Genomic DNA, 23,448 nt, shown 5'->3' on the forward strand with positions numbered 1-23,448 from the left:
CGGTGAGGTCGGGAGGGAGTGGTACGGCGGCGTGGATGGTTTCGCCACCAACGACGAGTTGGAAGCTGCGGTATTTCTTGAGTGTTCTCACGAGGCGTTTGATGGATTGACCACTGCGGGTTTCCATTAGGTGGGCGACGGCTAGCGCGGCCATCACAATATGGAGATGTGCAGTGATGGAGTCTTGTTTCCTGGCGTAGATTGGGCGTGCTTTCAGGTCTGATTTCGACATCCGAAATGATTTCTCAATGTTGAACAGCCTGCGGTAATGCCCGATAACCTCACTAGCGGGAAGAGTAGTCAGGTCGGTTTCATAGCCTTTAATTCCGGCCAGGGCTCGGTGCTTGGCAGCAAGAGCGTAGTTAACCTTCTTATTCGGGGCGGAAAGATCAATATAGCGGTTGCGCTTGATTGCGATATCGCCGTCAACAGCACGTTTGGCTTTTGCGACTTGCTCTTTGATTCCGCGCAGGCTGCGTCTAGCCCGATCATGGGAGAACTGGAAGTGGGTCCTACAGCGATGTCACAACCGGACGCAAGTGTGGGGGCGGCTGAAGAACTACGGCGAGAAACTCGTCGAGAACATCGTCCAAGCAGTCGCTCGTGACCTCCTCGTCCACGCCATGACACTCGACGCAGACGGGTACGAATGCGACTACTACCGCAAAGATTAGACGCGCCAGAGAGGCAACTCGCGCCAGTTGTCAGGTGCTCCTGTGCGAGAAAACGGCACGATGGGATTATGCGGGTAGGTGTGGAACAGCTTCGGTAGCCGGTCGGCTGGAGACAAGTCCAGTTGGCGCTGCAAGTATTGGATAAGGGAGAGCTGCCCAAACACGCGATTCATTCTTTCAGCTACGGGAGCCAGCCTGACGTCATTGTTCAGTTTCGGTTTGATGTCGTAAACACGGTTGAACATCCTTGCATGATGAGCTGCGTAATTACGCAGAATATTCAAGGATTTCAGCCATGATTCAAGCTGAGGGCCAGTTAGGCCGCAGGGCTCGGCAATCCGTTTGCGCACGATATTGGGCGACATGCCGTACAGGTACGACAGCATCCCCCAATCCATGATTTCGACAGCCGCCCAGATGGGTAGAGTCCCGTCATATTTGGATTTGTGGTGGGCGACGAAGTCCTCCCTCGACGCTTTCAATGCCGACTGGTACTTTCTCAGCCACACCTCGTGCACGCTACGCCCGTCTTTGTTTCGCTGCCGTGCCCGGGCGCTCAAACGCTGGGGATCCAAATAGATCAGCGGGTCAAGGCGACCCAGTTCGTGACCGAGCTTGGTTCGAATAGCCAACTCCACGCGATCAAGCTCGATGAACACGCTGTGGCGCAATTGTTCGTCAAACCCATAGAGAGCTACCACCAGATCAAACGATGCTCCCTCAACGAATTCATCTCGGGCAGTGCCGTCGCCTTGGGAGAAACGGCGCATCGGGTACCAGTATCCGGACAAGCGGTAGTAGTTCAATTGAGCCAGCAGCGTCTCAGCATGTTGGGGATCATCCACTCGCATCCCACGCTGACGAAGCAATTCGACCTGTTCACCGTAGGTCTTGAACTGCTTCACCTGCTCCACGCGCACCCCTGTTTGAAACAAAAACGAAGACCGGCCCTGGACTCCCATTGAGGCGGGCAGCGGAACCGGTCATGTTGACTACGAGGCTACCTGGTTGATGACGCCGAGGCAAGAGCACGAAACTTGGAGCCATCGGTACGTTCACACACCAGTGTGCCCTCTGACCCGTCCGGATTTGTCGGTGCTCGGGGGCGTATGGGCGAGAGCCTTCCTCACACCGTGTCCGGTTTCGGTGCCTGCCGTGCCTGACAGGTGAGAGCCTGGCGCATCCCGCGCCCGCGATTGTCTACCCGGTTCTCGGAAAAGACGTTGGTCATGGCTACCGCGCTACATGCGTTCACCAACCACGAGTTCGGTACGATCCGAACCATCACCTCGGGCGGGCAGGTCCTGTTCTACGGCAAGGACGTGGCAACCGTCCTCGGCTACGCCAACACGAAAGATGCCCTGGTGCGTCACTGCAAGGGGGCGTGAATCACGGAACCACAAACGGGCCCTCGGCAGGCCGGCGTTCATAAAGCTAGGAGTCGATCTTAGTGTTGGTGGCTATCGAATGTGTCCGGTACGCCCACTAATGTTGATTAATGGATTCACTATTCCCCATCATTACGCAGACCCAAGGAGAACCAACCCATGACGCACCGCGCGGACGCAGGGCTTGAGCCGGCTCGGGAAATGTCGGCGTCGCAGACGTCGTTTGTGCCGCAGCCAGGAAACCAGGAGGCGCGCCGGGCGGACCTGCGCCGCTGGAAGGCGATTGCGCTGTCCTTCCTGATTGGTGCGGCGGTGATCTTTTTGGGGTGCTCGTGGTGGCAGGCGTCGGCAAGCGGGGCTCCCGTCTGGGTGGGCTACGTGCGCGCGGCGGCGGAGGCAGGAATGGTCGGTGGACTGGCGGACTGGTTCGCCGTGACCGCGCTGTTCCGCCGGCCGATGGGGCTGCCCATCCCGCACACCGCGCTCATCCCCAACAACAAGGACCGCGTGGGTGATGCGCTCAAGGACTTCGTGGAGGAGAACTTCCTCACCGCGGATGCACTCAGCGCCAAGGTGCGTGAGGCGGAGCTGCCGCTGTGGCTGGCGCGCCAGGGCGTAGAGCCTGGGCGGGCGGAGGAGGTCTCCGCGTGGATTGGTGAGCGCGCCGCCAGCGTAGTCGCGGACCTAGACCCGGCGGAGGCAGAGCAGTTCATCCGCACCCAAGTCATGGACCGTCTGGCAGAACCCGAGTGGGGCCCGCCGCTGGGCCGCCTGTTGGAGGGCTATATCGCGGAAGGCAAGGCGCGACCGCTGGAGGATGACCTCATTGACTGGGCGCACGGAAAGATCCTCGGGATGGAATCCACGGTGGTCACCGCCATCGATGAGCGCATGCCTGGCTGGGCGCCGCGCTTTGCCCGCGAGATGGTGGGGGAGAAAGTCTACGCCGAGCTCGTGGAGTTCGCCGATGAGGTTCGCCGCAACGGCAACCACGAGGCCCGCCTAGCCATTCGCCGCAACCTGTCCAAGTTGGCCTCGGACCTGCAGTGGGATGAAGATATGCGCGGGCGCATCGAAGGAATCAAACAGGAGATGCTGGCTTCCGATCAAGCACAGAAGGCCCCGGCGGCAATGTGGGCGACGGTCTCCTCCACGCTCATTGAACAGCTCACCGACCCGGAGTCCTTCCTGCGCCAGAAGATGACCGCCAAGGTGAAGGAATTGGCGCACCGCCTGCTGGAAGATTCGGAGTTCCTGGCCCAGGCCAATGCGTTCGTGGACAAGGCCGCGCGCTACGCGGTGGAGAAGTTCGCACCGGAGATCATCGCGATTATCCCGGAGACCATTAAGCGCTGGGATGCCCAGGAGGCCTCCGAGAATATCGAGCTCATGGTGGGCAAGGACCTGCAGTTCATTCGCCTCAACGGCACGGTCGTGGGTGCACTGGCTGGGTTGGTTATCTACACTGTTAATCATCTGCTTTTTGGCGTCTAACAAGGAGTGACGACCATGTCCGTATTTGACTCAATCAAGAATGCCGGTTCCTCTGCTTTTGATGTGGCTAAGGATTTTGGTGGCCGTTTCAAGGAAGAGCGCCAGAACCAGGCCCAGAACGCGCAGGCGGAACGCATTGCCCGCGCCGCTGATGCGGCGGGCATGGGTGATGGCACCGCGAAGGAGGAGTCCTTCTTTGACCGCGTAACTTCCACGGCCAAGAACATTGGGGAGTCTGTGTCCTCCGCTGCACGCGAGACCCGCAACTCGGAGTCCTTCGTGAAGGCTCGTGAGGATTTCAACACCGCCTTCACCGAGACCCGTGAGGGAGTTCAGGGCGCCATCAACAACGCCAAGGAGCAGCGCGCGGCGGGCCAGCAGCCGCAGGAGCCGCAGAGCCCGCGCAACCCCTATGCAGCAAAGCCGAACGACGATGTCATCGACGGCGAAGTCGTTGACGAGAACTAATTAATGCACACTTTTCTAAATATTATTTCGTCGATACCGCAGTACATTTTTATGGCGGTATCCCTTTTTGCCCTCATCGGTGCCGTCCTAGCGGCGATGACGCGGGAGGATGCCTTCCGCGCCGGTGACCGCCAGAACAAATGGGTATGGGTCGGGCTGCTCGTCGGTTCCGCCCTGGTGATGAACCTGCCGCTGTATTTTGTCAGCTGGATTGGCGCCATCATCACCGGCGTGTACTGGTTTGATGTGCGCCCGCAGCTCAAGGCCATCATCAACGGCGATTATTCCTACTAATGCTGAACCTGCTTGAGGCCTCCCTGGAGGAGGTGCGGACCCAATCCGCGGGGCAGCAGCGAGTGCTTGTCTCCCCGCACCATGTGCTTGCAGCCGAGGGCGCCGAGCACATCATTGCCGTCGCCGGCTATCCCACTGGGCGCCACCACTCTTTGGTGAAGGCGGCGGAGGCGCGGCTGGCCGTGCAATCAGGCGCCGCAGAGGTGTGGGTTGCGGTGGATGCACTGCTTGGCGACGCCACCTCGCTCCTCTCCGAGCTCGTCACCCTCCGCGAGGCCTGCCCGCTGCCCGTGCGTTTAGGGCTCATTCTTCCCGAAGACTCGCGCTTGCCGCTTAAAGAAATAGCCCGCCTGGCGGAGCAGGCGGGCTATCAATCCCTTGTTGATCCGGGGTCCGTCGTTTCAGACGACGAAGACCTAGACACGCAGCTCACCGTAGAGAGCCTGCGCCCTAATTCTTAAGCCTTAGTTGGCCGGTGCCGATTCCGGTGCTGGCGCCGTGGCGGAATCGAGCTCGCTCATCGGGACGTCGTGGCCAATGAGGGTCAGCGTGAGCTCGCCGGCGCCGACGTCCACGGACTCAAAGGTGAGCTTTTGCCCCGCGAGCTGTTCCTCCATGCCTTCGGCCAAGGCATTCGAAATCGCGGAGGTCGCCTGCTCCGGCAGGTCGAAGCCGAAGAGCGATGCTTCCTTCGCATCGATGGCGAGCTTGCCGTCGCGAGCCTCCGGCTTGAGCGAGAGCGTGGCCAAGCCACCGGCGAATTCCACCTCGAGGTCATCCTCAGCATCGTTGGCGGTAATTGCGGTCACCACGAGGTTGCCCAAGGCGTCATAGCCGGACTGCTCAGCAATGGCCTTTTGGAAGCTGGCAAGCAGGAACTGATCCGGGACCGTCGTCGAGGCCCGCAGAGTGCCCGCGACCGGCTCCTGGGACAGCGTCATGTCTTCGACGTGGACATCCGCAGCCGGTTGGCCAGCGATGTTGGTGCCATCAATCTTCAGCGTGGACGGGGTCTTCATATCCATCTGCGGAATCTTGCCGTTGAGCATGCCAAAGACCATGGGGCTAGCACCGAAGCTCACCTCCGGTTCCTCGGAGGTCTCCACGCCCTGTTCCTTGGCGGACTCGGTGAATTGGCTCTTCATCTGTGAACCCAAGAACCAGCGCAGGCCGAGCTCAGCTACCAAGATGATGAGCAGGAGTACCACGAGTACGCCAATGAAGATTTTCCAGGCCGTCGAGGCGGAAGATTTAGAAGAAGCCATGACTACTAGTGTGGCGCACCGGCTTAAAGATGGCCAACTACCAGGTTCCAATCCACTGTGAGCACGTTATCCCGCAGGCGGCGGTGTACCGGATGGATGGGAACTGTCTGCCGGAGTTCTTCGCGCGCCATGCGCCAGCGCACCCGCGGGCCATAAGGAGACCAGCCGGCGGCGCGGTCCCAGGCGGCGTCGGCCGCCTGCAAGAGCTCGTGGATCGGCTCGCCCGGCACGTTGCGGTGGATGAGGATCTTGGGCAGGCGCTCCGCGATATCGCTGGGGCGGGCAACGTCGAAGGGATCCCAGGCGAGGGTTAGGGTGCGTGGGCCGGAGGCGTCGAGAAGCACCCAGGCAGCCCTGCGCCCCAGCTCGTCGCAGGTTCCCTCCACGAAGAAGCCGCCCGGTGCCAAGCGCGAGGTCACCGTCTCCCAGGCCTTCTCTACCTGGTCCACGTCATACTGGCGCAGCACGTTGAAGGCCCGCACCAGCTGCGGGTGGTAGCCGGCCAGCTCGAAGCCTCCGAGCTCAAAGGCCACGCCATCGCGCGGCGGCAGCACGCGCTCGGGGGAAATCTCCAAACCCGTCACCCGGGTATGAGGATTAACGCTGCGCAGCCACCCGGCCCACTCCACCGTGGTGGTGTGGGAGGCGCCGTAGCCGACGTCGAGAGCCAGCGGTTCCTTAGTGGAACGCAGCAGCGAGGAGATTTCCGGGTGCGCCACCATCCAGCGATCGCAGCGGCGCAGGCGGTTGGGATTAGTGGTGCCGCGGGTAATAACGCCAAAAGGCCGACCAGCGCTTTCCTGAGCCTTCAGGTTATGCGCGTGATCGGCCATGGCAACAACTGCGTTGTAGAGAGCTGTTTAGAGGTTGTTGGAGATCCACTCTTCGGTGAGCTTGCCCTCGTTGGTGTAGAGCTCCTGCAGAGCCTCAGCAACCTTCGGTTCGATGGCAGCGCCCATCATCGGGATGTTGACGGAAACCTCAGAGACGTAATCCAGAGCGGTGGACTCGCCCTGGCCCTTGTAGGTGATGTCGCCCTTGAAGTCGACCGGGGTGCCCTTGACGTCAGCGGTGAAGGAGACGGACATCTGATCATCGACAACCTCGCCGATGGTCACGGTGCGCTTCTCCTTGAGGTCCTGGGAGACCATAGCGCGGACAGCCTCCGGCAAGAGGGAGGTCGGAAGAATCTCGTAGAGCACGGCGGTGTTGCCGGTGAACTCGTGCACGGTGCCCGGTTCCGGGGAGAGCTTGGCCACGATGAAGTCCCAGTACTCCTGGGTGGACAGTGCCTTGTGCACCTTATCGATGGGCTGGTTGATGATCACGGTGTTTTCGCTACGGGTTGACATGAGTTACAGACTACCTTGGTAGACGTGCTAGATAAATTCCTGACCCTCGCTGATATTAACGGAGTCACGCTTGATTCCGAGACCACCTTCGCCGATCTCACGACGCTGCGCATCGGCGGTGCCCCGCTGGTGACGGTGCGCTGCGCCAGCGCTGAGGCCGCCATCGCTGCGCTGGCAGCGCTTGACGACGCCTCCCAGGACTACCTCGTCGTCGGCGGTGGCTCCAACCTCGTGGTGGCGGAAGGTCAGCTGGATGTCGTGGTGGTCATCCTCGACTTCGAGGACATTGACGTCTCCGTGGCCAGTGGCCTCGTGCGTGCTGATGCGGGCGCGGTGTGGGATGACGTCGTGGCCATGTCCGTGGACTGCGGCCTGGGCGGTATTGAGTGCCTTTCCGGGATTCCGGGCAATGCGGGTGCCGTGCCGGTGCAGAATGTCGGCGCCTATGGTGCGGAGACCTCCGACGTCCTCACGCAGGTCTACCTCTACGAGCGCGCTACCCGCACCGCGTCGTGGGTGCCGGCCGCGGACCTGGAGCTGGCCTATCGCTACTCCAACCTGAAGTTCACCGGGCGCGGCGTGGTGCTGGCCGTCGAGCTGCAGCTAACTACTGACGGCCTGTCGAGGCCCCTGCGCTTTGGCCAGCTCACCCAGAACCCCGGTGAGCGCCGCCCCGTGGCCGAGGTCCGCGAGGACGTACTGAAGCTGCGCCGCGGCAAGGGCATGGTGCTTGACCCAGAAGACCACGACACATGGTCGGCCGGTTCCTTCTTCACCAACCCCATCGTCGAGCCCGAGCTTGCCGATTCCATCCAGGAAGCCGTCCGCGCCGCCCGTGGCGACGAGGATGCCGACCGCATGCCCCGCCATGCGGTGCCGTCCACCGCATCTGGAGAAGAAAAGGAAAAGCTCTCCGCCGCCTGGCTCATCGAGCGCGCCGGCTTTGCCAAGGGCTACCCGGGTGAAGAGTCAGGCGCGAAGGCAACCTTGTCCACCAAGCACACCCTGGCGCTGACCAACCGCGGTGAGGCCACTGCGGACGATATCGTTGCGCTGGCCCGCGACATCCGCGCCGGGGTTCAGAAGGCCTTCGGCGTGACGCTGGAGCCGGAGCCCATCTGGCTGGGTGTGAGTATTTAAGAAGGACTTGGGTGGCTAGGCCATGACGTTGAGCCACTCTTCCTTGGCCGCGAGGAAGTTGCGTGCGGCCTCCTGCGCGCCCTCAAGTGAGTGGTGGGCGCCCCAGCCGCACTGCACCTCGTTGGCGGCGGGAACCTCAGTGGCATTGAGGATGTCATTGAGCGCGCCCTCGACAGCGCGGAGCAGCTCATCCTGCTCCATGCCGTTGGTGATGGCGTAGAAGCCGGTACGGCAGCCCATCGGGGCAAAACCAATGAGCTTGTCGGTGTAGTTGCGCATGAAGTTGGCCATCATGTGCTCAACCGAGTGCAGTGCCTCGGTACCGAGGTGCTCTTTGTTGGGCTGGCAGAAGCGCAGGTCATACTTGATAATCTCGACCCCGCCGCCCAGGTCGGTGCGGTCGGCGACGCGGATATAGGGGGCGTCGACAAGCCGGTGATCGAGCTCGAAGGACTTTACGTTGATCTTGTTCTCGGTGTTCTTCTCAGTCATGCCTCCCCAGTGTAACCACGGCTTGGCCTGTGGCCTGAGTGTCCTTCCCCTGAATGCGGGCTGTGCCGCATACGCTGGTCAGATATGAGCGAAGAGGAGATTGACGGCAACGCTATGTCGGCCGAGGAGCCAGAAACAATCGTGCCGTTTAAGGGCCCGACCATCCTGGAGGTTCAAGGCCATGATGACGAGCGCAATCCCCTCGCCAAAGGTAATCGCCTGCGCAAGGAGAGCTGGGGGCTGGTCATCCGCCGCACGTGGAATGACTTCTTCCACGATGCCTTCATGGACCGCGCCGCCGGGATGACCTACTTCACGCTCATGGCTTTTGCGCCAACGGTGCTGGCCGCCTACTCCATTGTCACGCTCATCTTCTCCTCCCGCCAAGCGGAAGTGGAGCAGCTGACTTCTGAGTTCATTGAGCAGTACGTCCCCGGTTCGCTTTCTGAGCAAGCCCACATGATTGTCGGCACGATTATCGGCTCCAGCGCGCAGGGCACGTTGGCGCTGATCATCTCCCTGGCCATTTCGCTGTTTTCTGCCTCGGCGTATGTGCGGGCCTTCTCGCGGACAGCCAATACCGTGTACGGCCGGGTGGAGGGCCGCGGCATCATCCGCACGTGGGCGCTGATGTGGGGGTTGACAGCAGTCATCGTGGTCGGCGCGGTCATCGTGCTTTTTGCCAACTTGCTGCGTGATGCAGTTCTTAATGAGGGGCTGATTCCGCTTGCACGCAACGTAGGACTAGAAGATGCCGCCACGTACCTGGTGCGAATCTTCCTCCCGGTGTGGAACTGGCTGCGCTTCCCAGTTACCGTGGTTGTGGTTCTCACGCTTATCGCGGTGCTCTATCACTTCAGCCCCAACGTGCGGCCCGGGCGTTTTAGGTGGATTACCTATGGCTCCGTGGTGGCGCTCGTGGGCACGGTCGTGTCCTGGGGATTGGTAGGCCTCTACCTGAAGTATCTTGCTGCGGCCAGCGCTTATGGTGCACTGAGTACCGTCATGGCGGTCTTCGTGGCCACGTGGTTGATGAACACGGTGCTGATCGTCGGCATCAAGATTGATGCGGAGGTACTGCGCGCCAAGGAGCTGCAGCTGGGATTGCACTCCGAGCGTTTCATCCAAGCCCCGCCGCGCGCCGAGAACTCATCCCAAGCCCAGGCCCGCGCCCAGGAGAGCTTGGAGCAGAGGGCGCGTGAGATTTCAGATAATGCGCGGCAGGTACAGGATGAGGCAGCAGAAGAGCCAGAGGAAGAACGCGCCTAGATGCCAAAACCTTGCCCCCGCGTTGCATGGATCGGCGATAAGTTTGGCAGATAGGGCAGTTGTGAAGTCGGGCGGTTACTGCGCAGATTCTTCTGGAACCCGGCGTTGGCCCGCGGCCTTTTCTTGCCTGCGCTTGTCAATCAGTGCCGAGATAAGGAACCCAAACCCCATAACCGTTGTGGCCCTGGTTGACCACTCGTAATCAGCGATGAGCCAACCAGCAAGGGAAATGACGCTGAGTGAGCCGACAGCTGTCATGAGGAATTTTTCAATATCCATGCTTCGTCCTCTGGTTCGTGGAAGTCTCGCAATCAAGTAAACGGTGCCTTATGCGAAAACTATCACGAGGCGAGGGGCGCAGGCAGAAAAAGAAGCCGAGGAGGCCCGTTTCTTTGCGGACGTCCTCGGCTTGTTCTTAGGGCTTGCTGTTAGGGGCTAGGGCCTTAGGCGGAGGGGTAGGTGCCGTCTTCGGTGAGGCGCGCGGAGTCGTCGAGAAGCATGGCAATCTCGGCGGCCTTGGCGTCCTGCGCCGGCAGGCGGCGGCCTTCGATGACCTCGAAGAGCGGGGCACGGCCCAGCATGCCAGCCTCGAAGTGGGCGCGGCCGGCGCGCAGGCGCTGCTCGGCGCGCTCACGCCACTGGGCAGCGGCATCCGCCCCGCGCTGCTGGGACACGGCCTGCTCGAACACGCCTGGGTGGGCGTAGACGATGAGCGCGCTGACATGGCCGAAGCCAAGCGAGGTCAGTGCCGCGGCCTTCACGCTGTGGCCCGCCGCGGCGAGGTCCAGCGGGGAGCGCAGCCACACCAGGTTCGGCGCCTTCGGGGCGATGAGCGGATCGACGCAGTCCAGGGACACGTTCGCCGGGATGCGGTGCGTGCGGAAGACGTCGATGATGCCGCCGGTCTGGAAGAGCGCGGCACCCGCCTTGGAGTGGCCGGTGAGCGTCTTCTGGGAGATGACGAACATCGGCTGGTCCTCATCGCGGCCAATCGCTGGCCACAGCAGGGAGTGCAGCTCGGACTCGTTCGGGTCGTTGGCGCGGGAGATGAAGCGCTCGTCGATGCCGCCGGCGACCACGACGTCGGCCTTGCCCAGTGCACTCTTGCTGCATAACCCAGATAAAGATCCAGCCCACTCTCGACTAGGGCGAGGCGGGCTGAACGATTAAACGAAGCTTGTCACGGCGCACGACACCCCGCCAGACGGACGAACAAATGAGCAGGCAGTGAATGCGGTTGAATGGACGGTGTCAAGTTTTCGTGGTTGGGTGAATTTCCTTGCATCATCAATCGCATGTAGAAATCGCGTAGATCGTGTAGGCTCACACGCAGCACTAACAGCCCGAAAGAAGAAGAACAAGAAAGCATAAAGGAGGCGAACCGCGATGATGACCCATAACAATCAGCCGCTAGGACGCCTCTTTAAGCAACTCTTCTAACAGGCTGACTTGACCGTTTCCCGGGAAAGCGGCCCTGCTTATCCCGGACGTTGGTGCCAGCCGCGCGACCCGCGCGCACAACTTATAAGTCAGCCGCCCAAGCAGGCCCTTTCTCACGAACTGCGTTACGCAAACGCAGAGAAAGGCTCTCTTATGCGCCTGCACAACTTCGCCTCCATTGTTGAAGACAAGACGGTGGCGCAGGCACAACTCGTCGCTGACCTGCCCTTCGTCTACCCACATGTGGCGCTCATGCCTGATGCCCACTTTGGCAAGGGCTCCTCGGTCGGCACTGTCTTCGGCACGCTGCGCGCCGTCATCCCGGCGGCCGTCGGCGTGGATATCGGCTGCGGCATGATTGCCGTGCGCACGGGGCTCACCCACGCGGACATCCAGGACTTCGCTCTCGAGGACCTGCGCACCGCGGTCGAAGACTCCATTCCGCTCTCGCCCGGAAACTACAACGGTTGGATCATGGACCCGCGCACCGAGGCCCGCACGCGCGAGCTCTCGCAGCTGGCCCAGGACACTGGCGTGGATCTCGGCCACTCCAAAAACTGGCGTCAGCAGCTGGGCAGCTTGGGCGGCGGTAACCACTTCATTGAGCTCTGCCTCGACGAAGAGGACCGCGTCTGGCTGTTCCTGCATTCTGGCTCGCGCGGCGTGGGCAACAAGATCGCACAGAAGCACATCAAGGCCGCGCAGCGTCACTGCGAGAAGCACTGGATCCAGCTCGCGGACAAGGACCTGGCCTACCTCGTCGAGGGCACGGAAGAGTTCGACTCCTACATTGCGGATCTCCACTGGGCACAGCACTTTGCGCTGCTCAACCGCGATGAGATGATGGACCGTTTCCTCGACTGCGTCGCCACCTGGGCCGGCGCAGACCGGGAGACCCTCGAGCTCGAGCGCATCAACTGCCACCACAACTACACCCAACGTGAGAGCCACTACGGCAAAAATGTGTGGCTCACGCGTAAGGGCGCCATCAAGGCGGACGAAGGCGACCGCGGCCTCATCCCCGGCTCGATGGGCACCACTAGCTACGTCGTGGAAGGCAAGGGCTACCCGCCGGGCCTCAAGTCTGCGCCGCACGGCGCGGGTCGCGTCATGTCGCGCACCCAGGCCAAGGCCCGCTTCACCGAGGCGGATCTTGCCGCACGCATGGAAGGCATCGTCTATCGTCCCGGCGCCGAGTTCGTCGATGAGATTCCGGACGCCTACAAGGACATCGACCGCGTGATGGCTGATGCCGCCCAGCTCGTTGAGGTCAAGCACACCCTGCGCCAGATCCTCAACGTCAAGGGCACCTAACCTGCGTCATGATGAGACCGTCACTTTTAGTGACGGTCTCTTTTGAGCTTTCCGATGCCCCCTCCTGCAGCGTCGCATCAGCACGACGCTTTGCCTTATGTAAGGAAACGAAGTAGGTGACCACTATTGATTACTGCTTATTTATTGCGAAGGGCTGGAACTGCTCGGTTGGTCGGAGGTGAAAGCCGAGTATTAAACTGCGTCGAAGCGAGTTGGCGTTCAGCATCGTCGACCAACATGAAAACATCGTCAGCGAAGTAACCGAGAAGCCCGCCCGCACCGATGACTTTCTTACGCAGAATGCCAGCCTCGGTGAGTGAATCGAGCGCGTCTCGGGCCGTGCTTGTCGATGAAATCCCCAGCTCGGACTTCACAATGGGCACCGTGACCAAAGGCATGGCAGGAAGCTTCTTGAGCAGTTGGAACTCCGTCGAATTCGATTTCAATGCGCGCTTGCTTCCTTGCGCAGTGCGGTGGTGATTGACCTTGTCCATCCATTCTGCTTCTAGGGCGGCGACGCTATCCGCAAGTTCAGCTGCTTTGGTGGTGGCGACTTGTGCAGCCTCGACGAAGAAAGAGATCCATGCCAGCACGTCACCCTCGCGGAATTTCGTGAGTCCGTCGACGTAACGGTCACCGAGCGTTGCCAGAACCATACTGACGGGGAGAACCGCAGCATCGGTGAGCCCTCTGCGCTGCAAAAGCGCGTGAATCATGGCTCGTCCCACGCGCCCGTTCCCATCCGGGAATGGGTGGATGGTCTCGAACTGGGCATGAACGAGCGCTGCTTGAACGAGCGCGGCGTGGTCTGCCCCGTTGAAGTATTCAATGAGATCGTCGAGGAGTCTTGGGACTTCTACAGGAGGCGGGGGGACAAAAGCCGCACCGATGGGGTGATAGTCAGACCCGCCAATCCAGTTTTGAGTAGTACGTACTCCTTGTAAAGGCTTTTCTGCAACGAGTGCAGTCTGCATTGCAACAATGTCATCCAGGACCAGCTCGTCTTTGTAAGCCAAGTCTGCATTGATGGTGTCGAGGATGGCGACATTGCGGGCGACAGCTGTTGCGGATTCTTTGAAACCCCGAATTCCGGAATCTGATTCACGCGCGAGGATCGCCATGGCTACTTTGTCGGAGTTGGGAGCGATTCCCTCGATCCGGGAGGAAGCGACGGCCTCAGAACGGAGCAGGAGTCGCGCAACTCCTTCAAGCGAGTGGGTATTGTCTCTCATCCCAAGATTGTGAATCTCCCGCTCGATGCGAACGATACGTCGCGAGAGCTCGGACGGAAGCTTCAACGACATACCTGCGAGGGGATCGGGAACAAAAGCATAATACTTCCCGCCTTGCTTGGCGCGTCGAGAAAGACCGCTGCCATCAGCAGGGATCCATTCCAATTCGACTGTCTTTGCCACAGCTGACTCCTCTCATGCGCTCGACGCACTGGGGATATGACTTATCCCGGTAGATCGATATCTTAGTTTACCGGGATAGTAGTTATCCCGGTGGACTGCGAGCGCAATGCGCCGGATAACTCTTATCGTGAGTCACTGCTTTGTTAAAGACGCTTGATACGGTTCTATGCTTCGTATGCCAGTGGATGCGTGGAAAAGATTAACGGAGTTGAGAAGCAAAAGTTGGTCGAGCGTTAGCTGAAACGTAGTGGCCGATTCGATGGCGGCTACAAAAAGCTCAGGCCCGCTTCCCCTTTTCAAGAAGCGGGCCTGAGCTCTATCTACTACTGGCTGGTCTGGCCAGCCAGTTAGCTAACGGCTACACACTCGAGAATTCACCGTTGCTGCCTAGGCGCGCATCGGCGTCGAGGAGCATGGAGATTTCCGCGGCCTTGTCGGCGTCGACGAGACCGTAGCCGTCAATCATCACCTTGGCGTCGGCGTGCGGTAGGCGGCGGCCCTCGATGACCTCGAAGAGCGGGGCGCGGCCCAGCATTCCGGCCTCGAAGTGTGCGCGGCCGGCGCGCAGGCGCTGCTCGGCGCGCTCACGCCACGAGGCGGCGGCATCCGCCCCGCGCTGTTGAGACACGGCCTGCTCGAACACGCCTGGGTGGGCGTAGACGATGAGCGCGCTGACATGGCCGAAGCCAAGCGAGGTCAGTGCCGCGGCCTTCACGCTGTGGCCCGCCGCGGCGAGGTCCAGCGGGGAGCGCAGCCACACCAGGTTCGGCGCCTTCGGGGCGATGAGCGGATCGACGCAGTCCAGGGACACGTTCGCCGGGATGCGGTGCGTGCGGAAGACGTCGATGATGCCGCCGGTCTGGAAGAGCGCGGCACCCGCCTTGGAGTGGCCGGTGAGCGTCTTCTGGGAGATGACGAACATCGGCTGGTCCTCATCGCGGCCAATCGCTGGCCACAGCAGGGAGTGCAGCTCCGACTCGTTGGGGTCGTTGGCGTTGGTGGAGGTGTCGTGCTTGGACAGGACGCTGACGTCGTTTGGCGTCAGGCCCAGACCGCGCAGCGAGCGCGCCAGGCGGGAGTTCTCCCGGCCGCGGCCAGCGCCCAGCGCACCCAGGCCCGGGGCCGGGATGGAGGTGTGGGCGCCGTCGCCATAGGAGGCAGCGTGCGCGACCACCGCGAGCACCGGCAGTCCTAAGTCGGCTGCTAGTGAGGCGCGAACTAGCAGGACCGTGCCGCCGCCCTCGCCTTCGAGGAAGCCGCCGCGGCGGCGGTCGTTGGCGCGGGAGATGAAGCGATCATCGATTCCCTTGGCTGTCATCTTCGCGGTCTCCGCGGTGGCGTTCATGTCACCGAAGCCCTGGAGGGATTCCACCTGGACATCGTCGATGCCACCGGCCACGACCACGTCGGCCTTGCCCAGGGCAATCTTGTCCACGGCCTCCTCAATCGACACCGCCGCGGTAGCGCAGGCGCCGATGGGGTGAATCATGGAACCGTAGCCGCCCACCAGGGACTGCATGGTGTGCGCCGCGATGACGTTCGGCAGGGCTTCCTGCAGGATGTCGGACGGGCGCTCCTCGCCGAGGAAGCGGGTGACGAAGACCTTGTGCAGGGACTCCATGCCGCCGATACCGGTGCCCTGCGTAGTGGCCACCTGACCCGGGTGAATGGAGCGCAGCAGCTCCGCCGGGGAGAAGCCGGCCTGGGTGAAGGCATCCACCGCGCTGACCAGGTTCCACACCGCCATGCGGTCCAAGGAATCCAGCATGTGCTCCGGGATTCCCCACTTGGCGGCGTCGAAGTCATCCGGCATCTGCGCGGCGACGGTGCGGGTCAGCGTGGCCTTGCGCGGCACCTTGACGGTCGCGCCTTGGCAGCGGGTGACCTGCCATTCGCCGTCCACTTCGGCGATGCTGACGAACTCCGGGTCCGCCGCCTGGATATCGCGGGCGGTGGCCTCCGAATCCACGGTGAAGGTGACGTCGCGGTCCAGGAAGACGGTGGTCAGGTCGATGGAACCGCGGTCGGTGAGGTGGTACTTATCGGTCAGCGTGCGCACGCCGGAGCGTGCGACGACCTCATCGCGGAAGCGCTCGAAGATGTCCTCCTCGGCGATCTCTTCATCGCTCTCCACCACGAACCAGCCCGGGTGTGGATCCTCGCGCCATTCCACCAGCCCGGTCATCCACGCCAGCTCCAGCACACCGGCGGCGGTCAGCTCCGCGGAACCATCACGCTGCAGACCAAACTCGGCCTCGAAGCGCGTGCGGCCGGAACCCCATGAGGAGACCTCGCCGATACCAGCGATGACCACCATATCCTCCAGGTCCGTGGTGACCTGGCCAACTTCTTCCTCCAAGCCAGGCTGAACCGCCTGCACCTGGTTGGGCAGCGCGGTGATGGTCGCGGGGGCTTCCATATCTTCGTGCGGAACTGCGTTAGCGGTTTCCGCACCGGCAGCAAGCTCGGTGAGGGAGAAGCCCTCTAAGCCGCCGGTGAGGTCCTTCTCCACCGGGGCATGCGCTGCCTGTTCGCGCGAGTCGGCGCTGGCTAGGTCCATGAGTTCGGCGGAAATCTCCTCCGGGCTCCACACCTTGATGCCGGCCTTCTCGGCGGCGGGCACCAGCCCATCGTTGCCGCCCATGAGGTGCGTGCCAGCCACCCAGCCGATCTTGGCCTGTGCCAGAGTGACACCCTGCGGCCAGCCGGCTTCGACCTTCCACTTGTTGAGGATGGCATCGAGTGCTGCCTTGACCTCGCCGTAGGCGCCGTCGCCACCGAAGGTGCCGCGGTTGGGCGAGCCCGGCAGGACGACATGGCAGCGCTTGTCGACGTCCCCCTGGCTCAACCTTGCCAGCCCCGCGATGGTGCGCTCGACGGACCAGAGCAGCAGGCGGGCCTGCGTCTCGGTCGTTCCGGAGGCATCCGCCAGCGAGCCGGAGACACTCGGCGCGGCGAAGGGGAAGGCCAGCGTCGGGGTCAGCGCAGGCTTGAGAATCTTGACCTCGTTGCCCACGGACTCGCGCTGTTCGGTGCCGATCCAGTCGATGAGCGCGTCAATATCGCGGAAGCTCGACAGGTTCGCCGGGACCAGCCACAGGGCGGAACCGGCAGCGCCGTGCTCAGCGTAGAGCGTGCGCGCGAATTCCTTGCGGGCCTGGCTCACGCGGGATGCGGTCATGATGACCGTCGCGCCGCCCTCCAGCAGGCGCTCCACCAGCGCGGTGGCGATCGAACCCGGCGCAGCGCCCGTGACCAGGGCAACCTCACCGGCGAACGCGCCGGGGGTGGTGTCCACGGCGGCCTGCGCGATGTCTTCGCGCTTCCACCAGTGGGCCTGGCGAGCTAGATCCTCGCCGGCACCGCGGAAGCTGTCCACCGGGTACTCGGCCTGACCCAGCGCCACGCGGGCGAGGCGCTCGCGGGCGATGGCCCAGGAGTCGTCGAAAAGCACGGCCTTGTTGGCGTCGAAGGACGGCGTGACGGACTTGAGCCAGCCGGAGCCGAGCTCTGCCTCAACGGCATCGATGACGGTCGTATCAGGTGCCTCGATGAGCTCCGGCTCGGGGCCCAAGCCCAGCTGGGAAAGAACCTGGCGGGCGACAGTCGCCAGCACGCCGTTCTCACCGGTGACGGTCTCGGCGAAGGCATCCAAAACAGCAGAGTCAACCACGGCACCGCCACCGGCGCCACCGGCGGCTGCGCCCTTGGAGACGGACGCGCCGTGGGTAGCGGCGACGGCCTGGACGGCGGCGTCGATAAGCTCATGCGCCGCGGACTTCGAGGTGGCACTCGCCGGCACGGTGCTCAGCGAGCCGCCGCGCACCGAGTCCTCCTCGCGGGAGCCGAGCAGGATCTCCGCCTCGACGTGGGAAACCCAGGATTCGGGCAGTCCCCAGGTGCCGGTGACGTAGTCCGCCACGGCGGTGGGCTTGAGGCCCGCAGCTCCGAAGAGCTGGCGCAGGCGCGCGCCGACGGCCTCACCCAGCACCGGGCCGAACGCGGAGTAGCCCGGGGCGGCGGTGGCGACCTTCTCGCGCAGCGTAGCCACGTCGGCATCGGCGGCGCCATCGATGGCCGGCACGCCGATTTCCGCGGACATGTCCATGAGCAGCTGGTTGCGGCGCGAGGATACGCCGTTGGTCAGCTCCTCCACGGTGTCGGAGTCCGCGATCTGGTCCACGCGAATCTTGTTCTGGAAGGCGAAGAGCACCATGATTGCCTCAGCCGCGCCAAAGCGCAGCTCGGGGGCGTCGCTCGCAGTTGCGGCGGTAGGTGCAGGAGTCGGTGCAGTCGGCGCTGCCTCAGCCGGAGTCTCGGTTGGTGCTTCGCTCGCCTGCGGTGCCTCTTCGGCGTCGGATTCCGCAGCCGGTGCGGCGGCGGGGGCTTCGGAGACGTCGGCAAGCATGACCTGCTCTTGGTCGCGCTCCACGTTGAGCACGCGGATGGTGCCTTCCGGGATTCCGGCGACGGCTAGCGAGCGGGTGGCCAGGTTGGTCAGCGTCGGGGAAGAAGCCAGGCCGACCTCGATGATCTGATCGACCTTGCCAAAGAGGAGCTCCTGGGTCTCAATCCAGCGCACAGGTGAGGCGAACTGCCAGGACAGCAGCTCAATGAGCAGCAGGCGGGCGAGCTCGTGCTCGGAGAGGTCCTCCACCTCCAGCCCATCCAGCTTGCCGGAGGGTGCCAGCGGGGCCACGGCGTCGACGAAGTCCTGGGTGAGCTCGAAGGGGCGGGCCACCAGGTTCGGGATATAGCGTCCCACCAGGGCATCGAGGTCCAGCTCCTGCGGCAGGAGCTCGTCGAGTTTTTCGGCGAAGGCCGGAACACCCTCGCGCAGCACGCGGGAGTGGAAAGGAACGTCGATGCCCGGGACCATGACGGCTGCGCGCGGGGCGATGGCATTGGCCTTGTCCACCAGGGCCTTGAGCCCCTTCTTGGTGCCGGCGACGGAGTACTGCTGGCCGCGGATGTTGTAGTTAACAATCTCCAGGAACTCGCCGGTGGCTGCGGCGACCTCAGCCACCCAGGCGTCGACGTTGTCGGCATCAATGCCGGCCATGTTCGGGCGCAGTGCCGCCATGGCGTACTCGGAGTTGCCCTCCGCATCGCGCGGGACCAGGTTGCCCATGGCGGAGCCGCGGGAGTAGACGATGTCGATGACACCCTCGAGGTCGAAGATATTCGCCAGCGAGGCCAGCGCTGTGTACTCGCCCAAGGAGTGGCCGGCGAAGTAGGAGGTCGGGGCCAGGGCATCCTCGGCGCGCAGGCGCTCGGTCTGGGCATAGGCCACCACGGCCAGGGCCACCTGCGTGAACTGGGTCAGGTGCAGCACGCCCTGCGGGTGGCGGAAGGTGGTGCCGCGAACGGAAAGCTGCGTCGGGTTCTCATCGATGACCTTCTGGATGCTAAAGCCCAGGTTCTCGCGGGTATGCGCATCCGCGCGGCGCCAGGCTTCGCGCGCGGCCGGGGAGGCCTGGCGGTCGCCCTTGCCCATGCCTTCGGCCTGGATGCCCTGGCCGGGGTAGACATACGCCGTGGTCGGTGCGGCAAGCAGGGCCTGTCCGCGGGAGACCACCTCGCCCTCGATGCGGCAGGTGACCTCGAGGGCCTGGTGGATGCCCTTGCGGCCGACGCATTCGACGGTGACCTCGATGTCATCACCCAACTGCACCATGCCGTACATGGAGTAGGTCCAGCCCACCACGCGGCCGTGGCGTCCGGCCACCTGCTGTGCGGCGGCCGAGAGCCACATGCCGTGCACCAGCGGTGCCTGCAGGTTGACCAGCTGAGCTGCGTTATAGGAGGTGTGAATCGGGTTATAGTCACCGGAGACCAGCGCGAAGGGAGTCATGTCCTGCGGGGCGGTGACGGTGGCGCGGTCGACGAAGGAGCGCGGGGTCGGCACCACCTTGGTGGCGGACTTACCGCCGCCCCACTCCGGTGCCTGGCTCGGTGCGGCGGTGCCGCTGGCGCGGCCGCGGATGGCAAAGCGGTGCATCTGCGTGGCCACGATGCCACCGGAAGCGTGGTCCTTGAGCTCGAGCTCGACCGTGACGATGCGTCCGGAGACGGATTCCTCGATGGCGGTGTAGGAGGAGGTGACGTCGAGCTGGCGGCCGTCGGCAAGCTGCTCCAGCGGCACGCGCACGTCGATGACGTGGTCCAGGTGCACCGCGTTGAGAAGGCCCTCGATGACCGGGTAGCCGTCCTTCAGGCGGCCGGAGCCGAGTGCGGCATAGATGGCCGGCCAGCAGGGGCCGACCAGAACATCCGGGGTGCCGGCCTTCTCGGCTGCGGCATCGCCGCAGGTCACCGCGCTGTGTGCGGAGAGCAGCGAAGCAGGGAAGTGGAAGGAGTAGCCGGACTCGACGGTGGGCATCTCCGTAATCTCATCGCCCTGCTCCGCGGTGGAGCCGACACCGGCCAGCCCCTCCAAGAGGGTGAAGACGGAGTTGGGTAGGCGCTCCTCGGAGACCACCGGGGAGCCACCCGTGGCTACATCCTCCGGCAAGTCCACTGGGACGGTGACCTCGCGAACGTAGAAGGGGCGCTGCTCCTCCGGCAGGTCATCCCAGTAGGAGTCCGCGGTGATGACGATCTCCCAGTTGCCCTCGGCATCCTGACGCAGGTCGAAGGCGTTCTCATCCATCTCATAAGCCGGGTTGGCCATGAGGTGGCCGTGCCACAGCAGGGTAGGAGAAGTACGCAGGAACTCGGCCTCATCGGCGGCGGAATTCAGGCGGGAGAAGGCCTTCTGCGGGGTCGAGCCCTGCTCCAGCAGCGCATCCGTGGTGGCCTGCTCGAAGCGGGCGAGCAACTCTGCCACCGGCTCGTTCTTCTTGGTAATGCCGGCCACGGCTACGGGGCCCGGGATGATGCGCACCTGGTCGGCGGAATAGCGCTCATCCTGGGCCTGCCAGAGGGTGTCCTTGCCGAACCAGGACTTCAGGTCACCGTCCAGGGCCGGTACCCACGGCATGGGCTTGACGTGCTTATAGTGCAGCGAAATCCACCAGGCGGCATCGCGCGCGGAGACCTCGGTGCTGCGCGCGGCGGGGTATTCGGCCAGCAGCTTGGCGACGGCCCGCGGGGCATCGTGGACGTCCTCAACGCTGGTGAAGAGGGTTTCAATCTGGCCGTGGTCCGCCGGGTTGAGGCGGGCTTCGACGCGGTGGAGGAGATCGAGGAAGCGGTCATCCCAACTGGGATCCACGAACGGGTGGGCCAGCTCCACGAAACGCTCCAGCCACTCGGCGTAGGTCATGGATTCCACATCGCCGAAGTAGGGTTTGCAGGTCTTGGCCAGGGCATCGATGATCTCCTGGCGGTGCGCCGGGTAGTCCTCGATGCTCAGGGAAGTAATCAGGCGCGAGGCCGCTGCGAAGGAATTATCCAGGTCGTGGATGTCCGCCAGCAGGTGGGACTGGGAGGACGCCACGCCATGCGCTCCGGTTCCGCGGCCGACCCAGCCATCATTGTCCTCTGGGGAAATGCCGGTGGTATTGACCAGCAGGTCCTTCACCGAATCGGTGGCCTTAGCTTCCTTGGTGGCCATGGCGACGGTGCCGATGAAGACGGCGTCGACAGGCATAGCGGGCAGGCCGTGCTTTATCGCCCACTCGCCGGTGAGGTAGGAGGTGGCGCGGTCCGGAGAGGCGATGCCGCCGCCGACTGCCAGGTAGACGTTGGGGTGCTGGCGGATTTCGGCGTAGGTATCCAGCAGCATGTCATCCAGGTTGACCCAGGAGTGGTGGCCGCCGGCGTGGCCGTCCTCGACCTGCATGATGATGCGGTCCTCCGGGTAGGCCGTGGCGATGGCCAGCACATCCCGGATCTGCTTTGCGGTACCGGGCTTGAAGGAGATGAAAGGGAAACCGTCGGCGTGGAGGCGGTCCAGCAGCTCGCCGGCTTCCTCTACCTCCGGAATACCGGCGGAGATGCACACGCCGTTGAAAGCCGCACCGGCCGCGCGGGCCTTGGGCACGATGCGCGCCTGGCCGAAGTGCAGGTTCCACAGGAAGCGGTCGAAGAACATGGTGTTGAACTGTGCCGTGCGTCCGGGGCGCAGGTGCTTTTCCATGGTGGCCAGGTGCGAGCGGAAGACCTCATCGGAGTACATGCCGCCGCCGGCCATCTCCGTCCAGTGTCCGGCGTTGGCCGCCGCGGCCACGATCTCTCCATCAGCAGACGTCGGCGTCATGCCGCCCAGCATGATGGGGGAGAGGCCCGTGAGGTCGGAGAAGCGGGTCTGGGTATAGGTGCGCCCGTTCGGGAGCTCGATGGTGCGCGGGGCGAAGTCGGCGTAGTTCAGAGCCTTGGGCAGTTCAGTGCCTGGTGTGGCCAGCGCATTGACCTCCTGCGGGGTGGCGGCCGAGATCACCGTGACCCCCGTTCCCTCCACGACGCGGCGGGTGAGGGTGGTCAGCGCGCGGTCCAGGACAATGAGGTGCTCGGAGTTGAGTGCGGCCAGCGTGGCCGGCCAATCATGTTCGTTGACCAGGATGGCCTCGGCCTGCGCGCGGGCCTCATCCACGTCGAGGCCGCACTTCTGAGCCAGCGCCACGGTGCGCTCGGCCGCCATGGCCAGCACCGGGTTGTGGAAGGGAAGGGCCACGGGCAGCTCATCGAAACGAGGGCTGAGCTCATCGCCGCCGATGGTGCGCTTCTCCAGCTCGGCGTTGAAGCCCTTGACGGCCTCCTCGATGGCGGTGCGGGTGGCGGCCAGGTCCTCCGGGCTGCCGGAAAGTGCGAAGTGGCGGCGGCCGTTGACCACGGCGATGGCGGCGGTGCCGTGCAGATGCTCAGTGACGAAGCCGCGCTCCAGGCCACGGACAGACAGCATCTGGGAGCGCGGATCGGAGCCATTGACCGCACTGGCAGCGGTCCCCATCAGGATGGCCAGGGCGAGGGCGTGCGCCGGCTTGTCGACGGCCAACGCGCCCAAGCTTCCCTGCGAATGCCCAGCGCGCTCATCGATGTCGACGCCTAGGTCACGCAGCTGCTCGATGGCGGCAATCTGGCCCAGGACGATGCCCGGGATGGATACCGCAGGCAGCGAGTCGAGGGTAGTGGACTCGGTGGAACCAGCGATGAGCTGCTCGAGGCGCTCCAGCGCGCCGGGGCAGGTGGAGGCGATGGTGCGTGCGGCGGGGCCGGTGAGGCTGCGGGCTTGGGCGAGGGCCTCACGTAGGGATTCGGCAGTGGCGGCAGTCTGCGCGGCGGTGGCGATGAAACCTTGCCAATCGGAGCCTTGTCCGGCGAAAAGCACGGCCGGGCGGGGCATGGAATGCAGCATAGTTACAGGCATCTTTCCTCTTTTGAGCTGATGGGGAACGGTGTGATGAAGAGCTGCGGGCAGACTTAGTTAGCCCTACAGAACAATCATGATGAGCCACCGTAGTCGAAGCCCTTGCGCATAGGTGTCTCCCGCGCGGAAAATG

General features: G+C 63.4%; 16 protein-coding genes and 2 pseudogenes. 8 read left to right on the forward strand and 10 right to left on the reverse strand.

Features of this window, described 5'->3' with window-relative positions:
- Both HMPREF2698_RS13145 and HMPREF2698_RS00990 read right to left on the reverse strand, forming a co-directional pair.
- Positions 1-508, reverse strand: a pseudogene (locus HMPREF2698_RS13145) (transposase); the annotation flags it as partial.
- 162 nt (positions 509-670) lie between these two features.
- Complete coding sequence (locus HMPREF2698_RS00990; RefSeq protein ID WP_070561531.1) at positions 671-1,588, reverse strand: Abi family protein; 918 nt, start codon at positions 1,586-1,588, stop codon at positions 671-673.
- 315 nt (positions 1,589-1,903) lie between these two features.
- On the opposite strand from HMPREF2698_RS00990, the gene HMPREF2698_RS12790 reads away from it, so the two are divergent.
- From HMPREF2698_RS12790 to HMPREF2698_RS01010, 5 genes are all read left to right on the forward strand, one after another.
- Complete coding sequence (locus HMPREF2698_RS12790) at positions 1,904-2,062, forward strand: BRO family protein (RefSeq protein ID WP_246816462.1); 159 nt, start codon at positions 1,904-1,906, stop codon at positions 2,060-2,062.
- Positions 2,063-2,221: 159 nt separating this feature from the next.
- Entirely contained in the window at positions 2,222-3,556 is a 1,335-nt protein-coding gene (locus HMPREF2698_RS00995; RefSeq protein WP_070561533.1) for a DUF445 domain-containing protein, read from the forward strand.
- Positions 3,557-3,571: 15 nt separating this feature from the next.
- Complete coding sequence (locus HMPREF2698_RS01000) at positions 3,572-4,024, forward strand: CGLAU_01105 family protein (RefSeq protein ID WP_070561534.1); 453 nt, start codon at positions 3,572-3,574, stop codon at positions 4,022-4,024.
- A gap of 3 nt (positions 4,025-4,027) precedes the next feature.
- Positions 4,028-4,318, forward strand: a complete 291-nt coding sequence (locus HMPREF2698_RS01005; protein ID WP_070561538.1) for a DUF2516 family protein — start codon at positions 4,028-4,030, stop codon at positions 4,316-4,318.
- Positions 4,318-4,779, forward strand: coding sequence for a deoxyribose-phosphate aldolase (locus tag HMPREF2698_RS01010; protein WP_070561540.1), 462 nt, complete (start codon positions 4,318-4,320; stop codon positions 4,777-4,779). The genes HMPREF2698_RS01005 and HMPREF2698_RS01010 overlap by 1 nt, the downstream gene beginning before the upstream one ends.
- A 3-nt stretch (positions 4,780-4,782) precedes the next feature.
- Here HMPREF2698_RS01010 and HMPREF2698_RS01015 read toward each other — a convergent pair whose 3' ends face one another.
- The 3 genes from HMPREF2698_RS01015 to HMPREF2698_RS01025 are packed head-to-tail and all read right to left on the reverse strand — an operon-like array spanning position 4,783 to position 6,935.
- Positions 4,783-5,583 carry an LmeA family phospholipid-binding protein gene (locus HMPREF2698_RS01015; RefSeq protein ID WP_070561543.1) on the reverse strand — a complete coding sequence of 267 codons (801 nt, stop codon included), beginning with the start codon at positions 5,581-5,583 and terminating at the stop codon, positions 4,783-4,785.
- A gap of 23 nt (positions 5,584-5,606) precedes the next feature.
- A complete protein-coding gene (locus tag HMPREF2698_RS01020) occupies positions 5,607-6,416 on the reverse strand; it encodes a class I SAM-dependent methyltransferase (protein WP_070561545.1) in 810 nt (269 codons plus the stop codon).
- Positions 6,417-6,443: 27 nt separating this feature from the next.
- Positions 6,444-6,935: a DUF2505 domain-containing protein gene (locus HMPREF2698_RS01025; protein ID WP_070521152.1), complete on the reverse strand. Its 492-nt coding sequence runs from the start codon at positions 6,933-6,935 to the stop codon at positions 6,444-6,446.
- Between the two features lie 24 nt (positions 6,936-6,959).
- Here HMPREF2698_RS01025 and HMPREF2698_RS01030 point away from each other — a divergent pair, with 24 nt between their 5' ends.
- Positions 6,960-8,075 (forward strand): UDP-N-acetylmuramate dehydrogenase, encoded by a 1,116-nt coding sequence (locus tag HMPREF2698_RS01030; protein ID WP_070561547.1) that lies wholly within the window; start codon positions 6,960-6,962, stop codon positions 8,073-8,075.
- Between the two features lie 15 nt (positions 8,076-8,090).
- Here the strand turns inward: HMPREF2698_RS01030 and HMPREF2698_RS01035 are convergent, their stop codons facing one another.
- Positions 8,091-8,567: an S-ribosylhomocysteine lyase gene (locus HMPREF2698_RS01035; RefSeq protein WP_070561549.1), complete on the reverse strand. Its 477-nt coding sequence runs from the start codon at positions 8,565-8,567 to the stop codon at positions 8,091-8,093.
- Between the two features lie 84 nt (positions 8,568-8,651).
- Between HMPREF2698_RS01035 and HMPREF2698_RS01040 the strand changes: the two genes are divergently transcribed.
- The gene (locus HMPREF2698_RS01040) at positions 8,652-9,836 is read left to right on the forward strand and encodes a YihY/virulence factor BrkB family protein (RefSeq protein WP_246819409.1); all 1,185 of its coding nucleotides are present in this window, start codon (positions 8,652-8,654) and stop codon (positions 9,834-9,836) included.
- Positions 9,837-9,911: 75 nt separating this feature from the next.
- Here the strand turns inward: HMPREF2698_RS01040 and HMPREF2698_RS01045 are convergent, their stop codons facing one another.
- Entirely contained in the window at positions 9,912-10,115 is a 204-nt protein-coding gene (locus HMPREF2698_RS01045) for a hypothetical protein (protein ID WP_070521142.1), read from the reverse strand.
- A gap of 164 nt (positions 10,116-10,279) precedes the next feature.
- Positions 10,280-10,882 (reverse strand): annotated as a pseudogene (locus HMPREF2698_RS01050) (hypothetical protein); the annotation flags it as partial.
- A gap of 547 nt (positions 10,883-11,429) precedes the next feature.
- Between HMPREF2698_RS01050 and HMPREF2698_RS01055 the strand changes: the two are divergent.
- Complete coding sequence (locus HMPREF2698_RS01055) at positions 11,430-12,590, forward strand: RtcB family protein (protein WP_070561552.1); 1,161 nt, start codon at positions 11,430-11,432, stop codon at positions 12,588-12,590.
- Between the two features lie 137 nt (positions 12,591-12,727).
- Here the strand turns inward: HMPREF2698_RS01055 and HMPREF2698_RS13365 are convergent, their stop codons facing one another.
- Both HMPREF2698_RS13365 and HMPREF2698_RS01065 read right to left on the reverse strand, forming a co-directional pair.
- A complete protein-coding gene (locus tag HMPREF2698_RS13365; RefSeq protein WP_070561553.1) occupies positions 12,728-14,005 on the reverse strand; it encodes a Fic family protein in 1,278 nt (425 codons plus the stop codon).
- A 358-nt stretch (positions 14,006-14,363) separates the two neighbouring features.
- Entirely contained in the window at positions 14,364-23,315 is an 8,952-nt protein-coding gene (locus tag HMPREF2698_RS01065) for a type I polyketide synthase (protein WP_070561554.1), read from the reverse strand.
- Positions 23,316-23,448 lie beyond the last annotated feature (133 nt).

The sequence above is a fragment of the Corynebacterium sp. HMSC072A02 genome, from assembly GCF_001810085.1.
Lineage (GTDB): Bacteria > Actinomycetota > Actinomycetes > Mycobacteriales > Mycobacteriaceae > Corynebacterium > Corynebacterium hesseae.

What these genes read in the sequence shown, in the direction of transcription:
- HMPREF2698_RS01005 (WP_070561538.1), top strand. Translation starts at nt 4,028, where the DNA reads ATGCACACTTTTCTAAATATTATTTCGTCGATACCGCAGTACATTTTT.
- HMPREF2698_RS12790 (WP_246816462.1), top strand. Translation starts at nt 1,904, where the DNA reads ATGGCTACCGCGCTACATGCGTTCACCAACCACGAGTTCGGTACGATC.
- HMPREF2698_RS01020 (WP_070561545.1), bottom strand. Translation starts at nt 6,416, where the DNA reads ATGGCCGATCACGCGCATAACCTGAAGGCTCAGGAAAGCGCTGGTCGG.
- HMPREF2698_RS01055 (WP_070561552.1), top strand. Translation starts at nt 11,430, where the DNA reads ATGCGCCTGCACAACTTCGCCTCCATTGTTGAAGACAAGACGGTGGCG.
- HMPREF2698_RS01040 (WP_246819409.1), top strand. Translation starts at nt 8,652, where the DNA reads ATGAGCGAAGAGGAGATTGACGGCAACGCTATGTCGGCCGAGGAGCCA.
- HMPREF2698_RS01025 (WP_070521152.1), bottom strand. Translation starts at nt 6,935, where the DNA reads ATGTCAACCCGTAGCGAAAACACCGTGATCATCAACCAGCCCATCGAT.
- HMPREF2698_RS01015 (WP_070561543.1), bottom strand. Translation starts at nt 5,583, where the DNA reads ATGGCTTCTTCTAAATCTTCCGCCTCGACGGCCTGGAAAATCTTCATT.
- HMPREF2698_RS01045 (WP_070521142.1), bottom strand. Translation starts at nt 10,115, where the DNA reads ATGGATATTGAAAAATTCCTCATGACAGCTGTCGGCTCACTCAGCGTC.
- HMPREF2698_RS00995 (WP_070561533.1), top strand. Translation starts at nt 2,222, where the DNA reads ATGACGCACCGCGCGGACGCAGGGCTTGAGCCGGCTCGGGAAATGTCG.
- HMPREF2698_RS01065 (WP_070561554.1), bottom strand. Translation starts at nt 23,315, where the DNA reads ATGCCTGTAACTATGCTGCATTCCATGCCCCGCCCGGCCGTGCTTTTC.
- HMPREF2698_RS01035 (WP_070561549.1), bottom strand. Translation starts at nt 8,567, where the DNA reads ATGACTGAGAAGAACACCGAGAACAAGATCAACGTAAAGTCCTTCGAG.
- HMPREF2698_RS01000 (WP_070561534.1), top strand. Translation starts at nt 3,572, where the DNA reads ATGTCCGTATTTGACTCAATCAAGAATGCCGGTTCCTCTGCTTTTGAT.
- HMPREF2698_RS01010 (WP_070561540.1), top strand. Translation starts at nt 4,318, where the DNA reads ATGCTGAACCTGCTTGAGGCCTCCCTGGAGGAGGTGCGGACCCAATCC.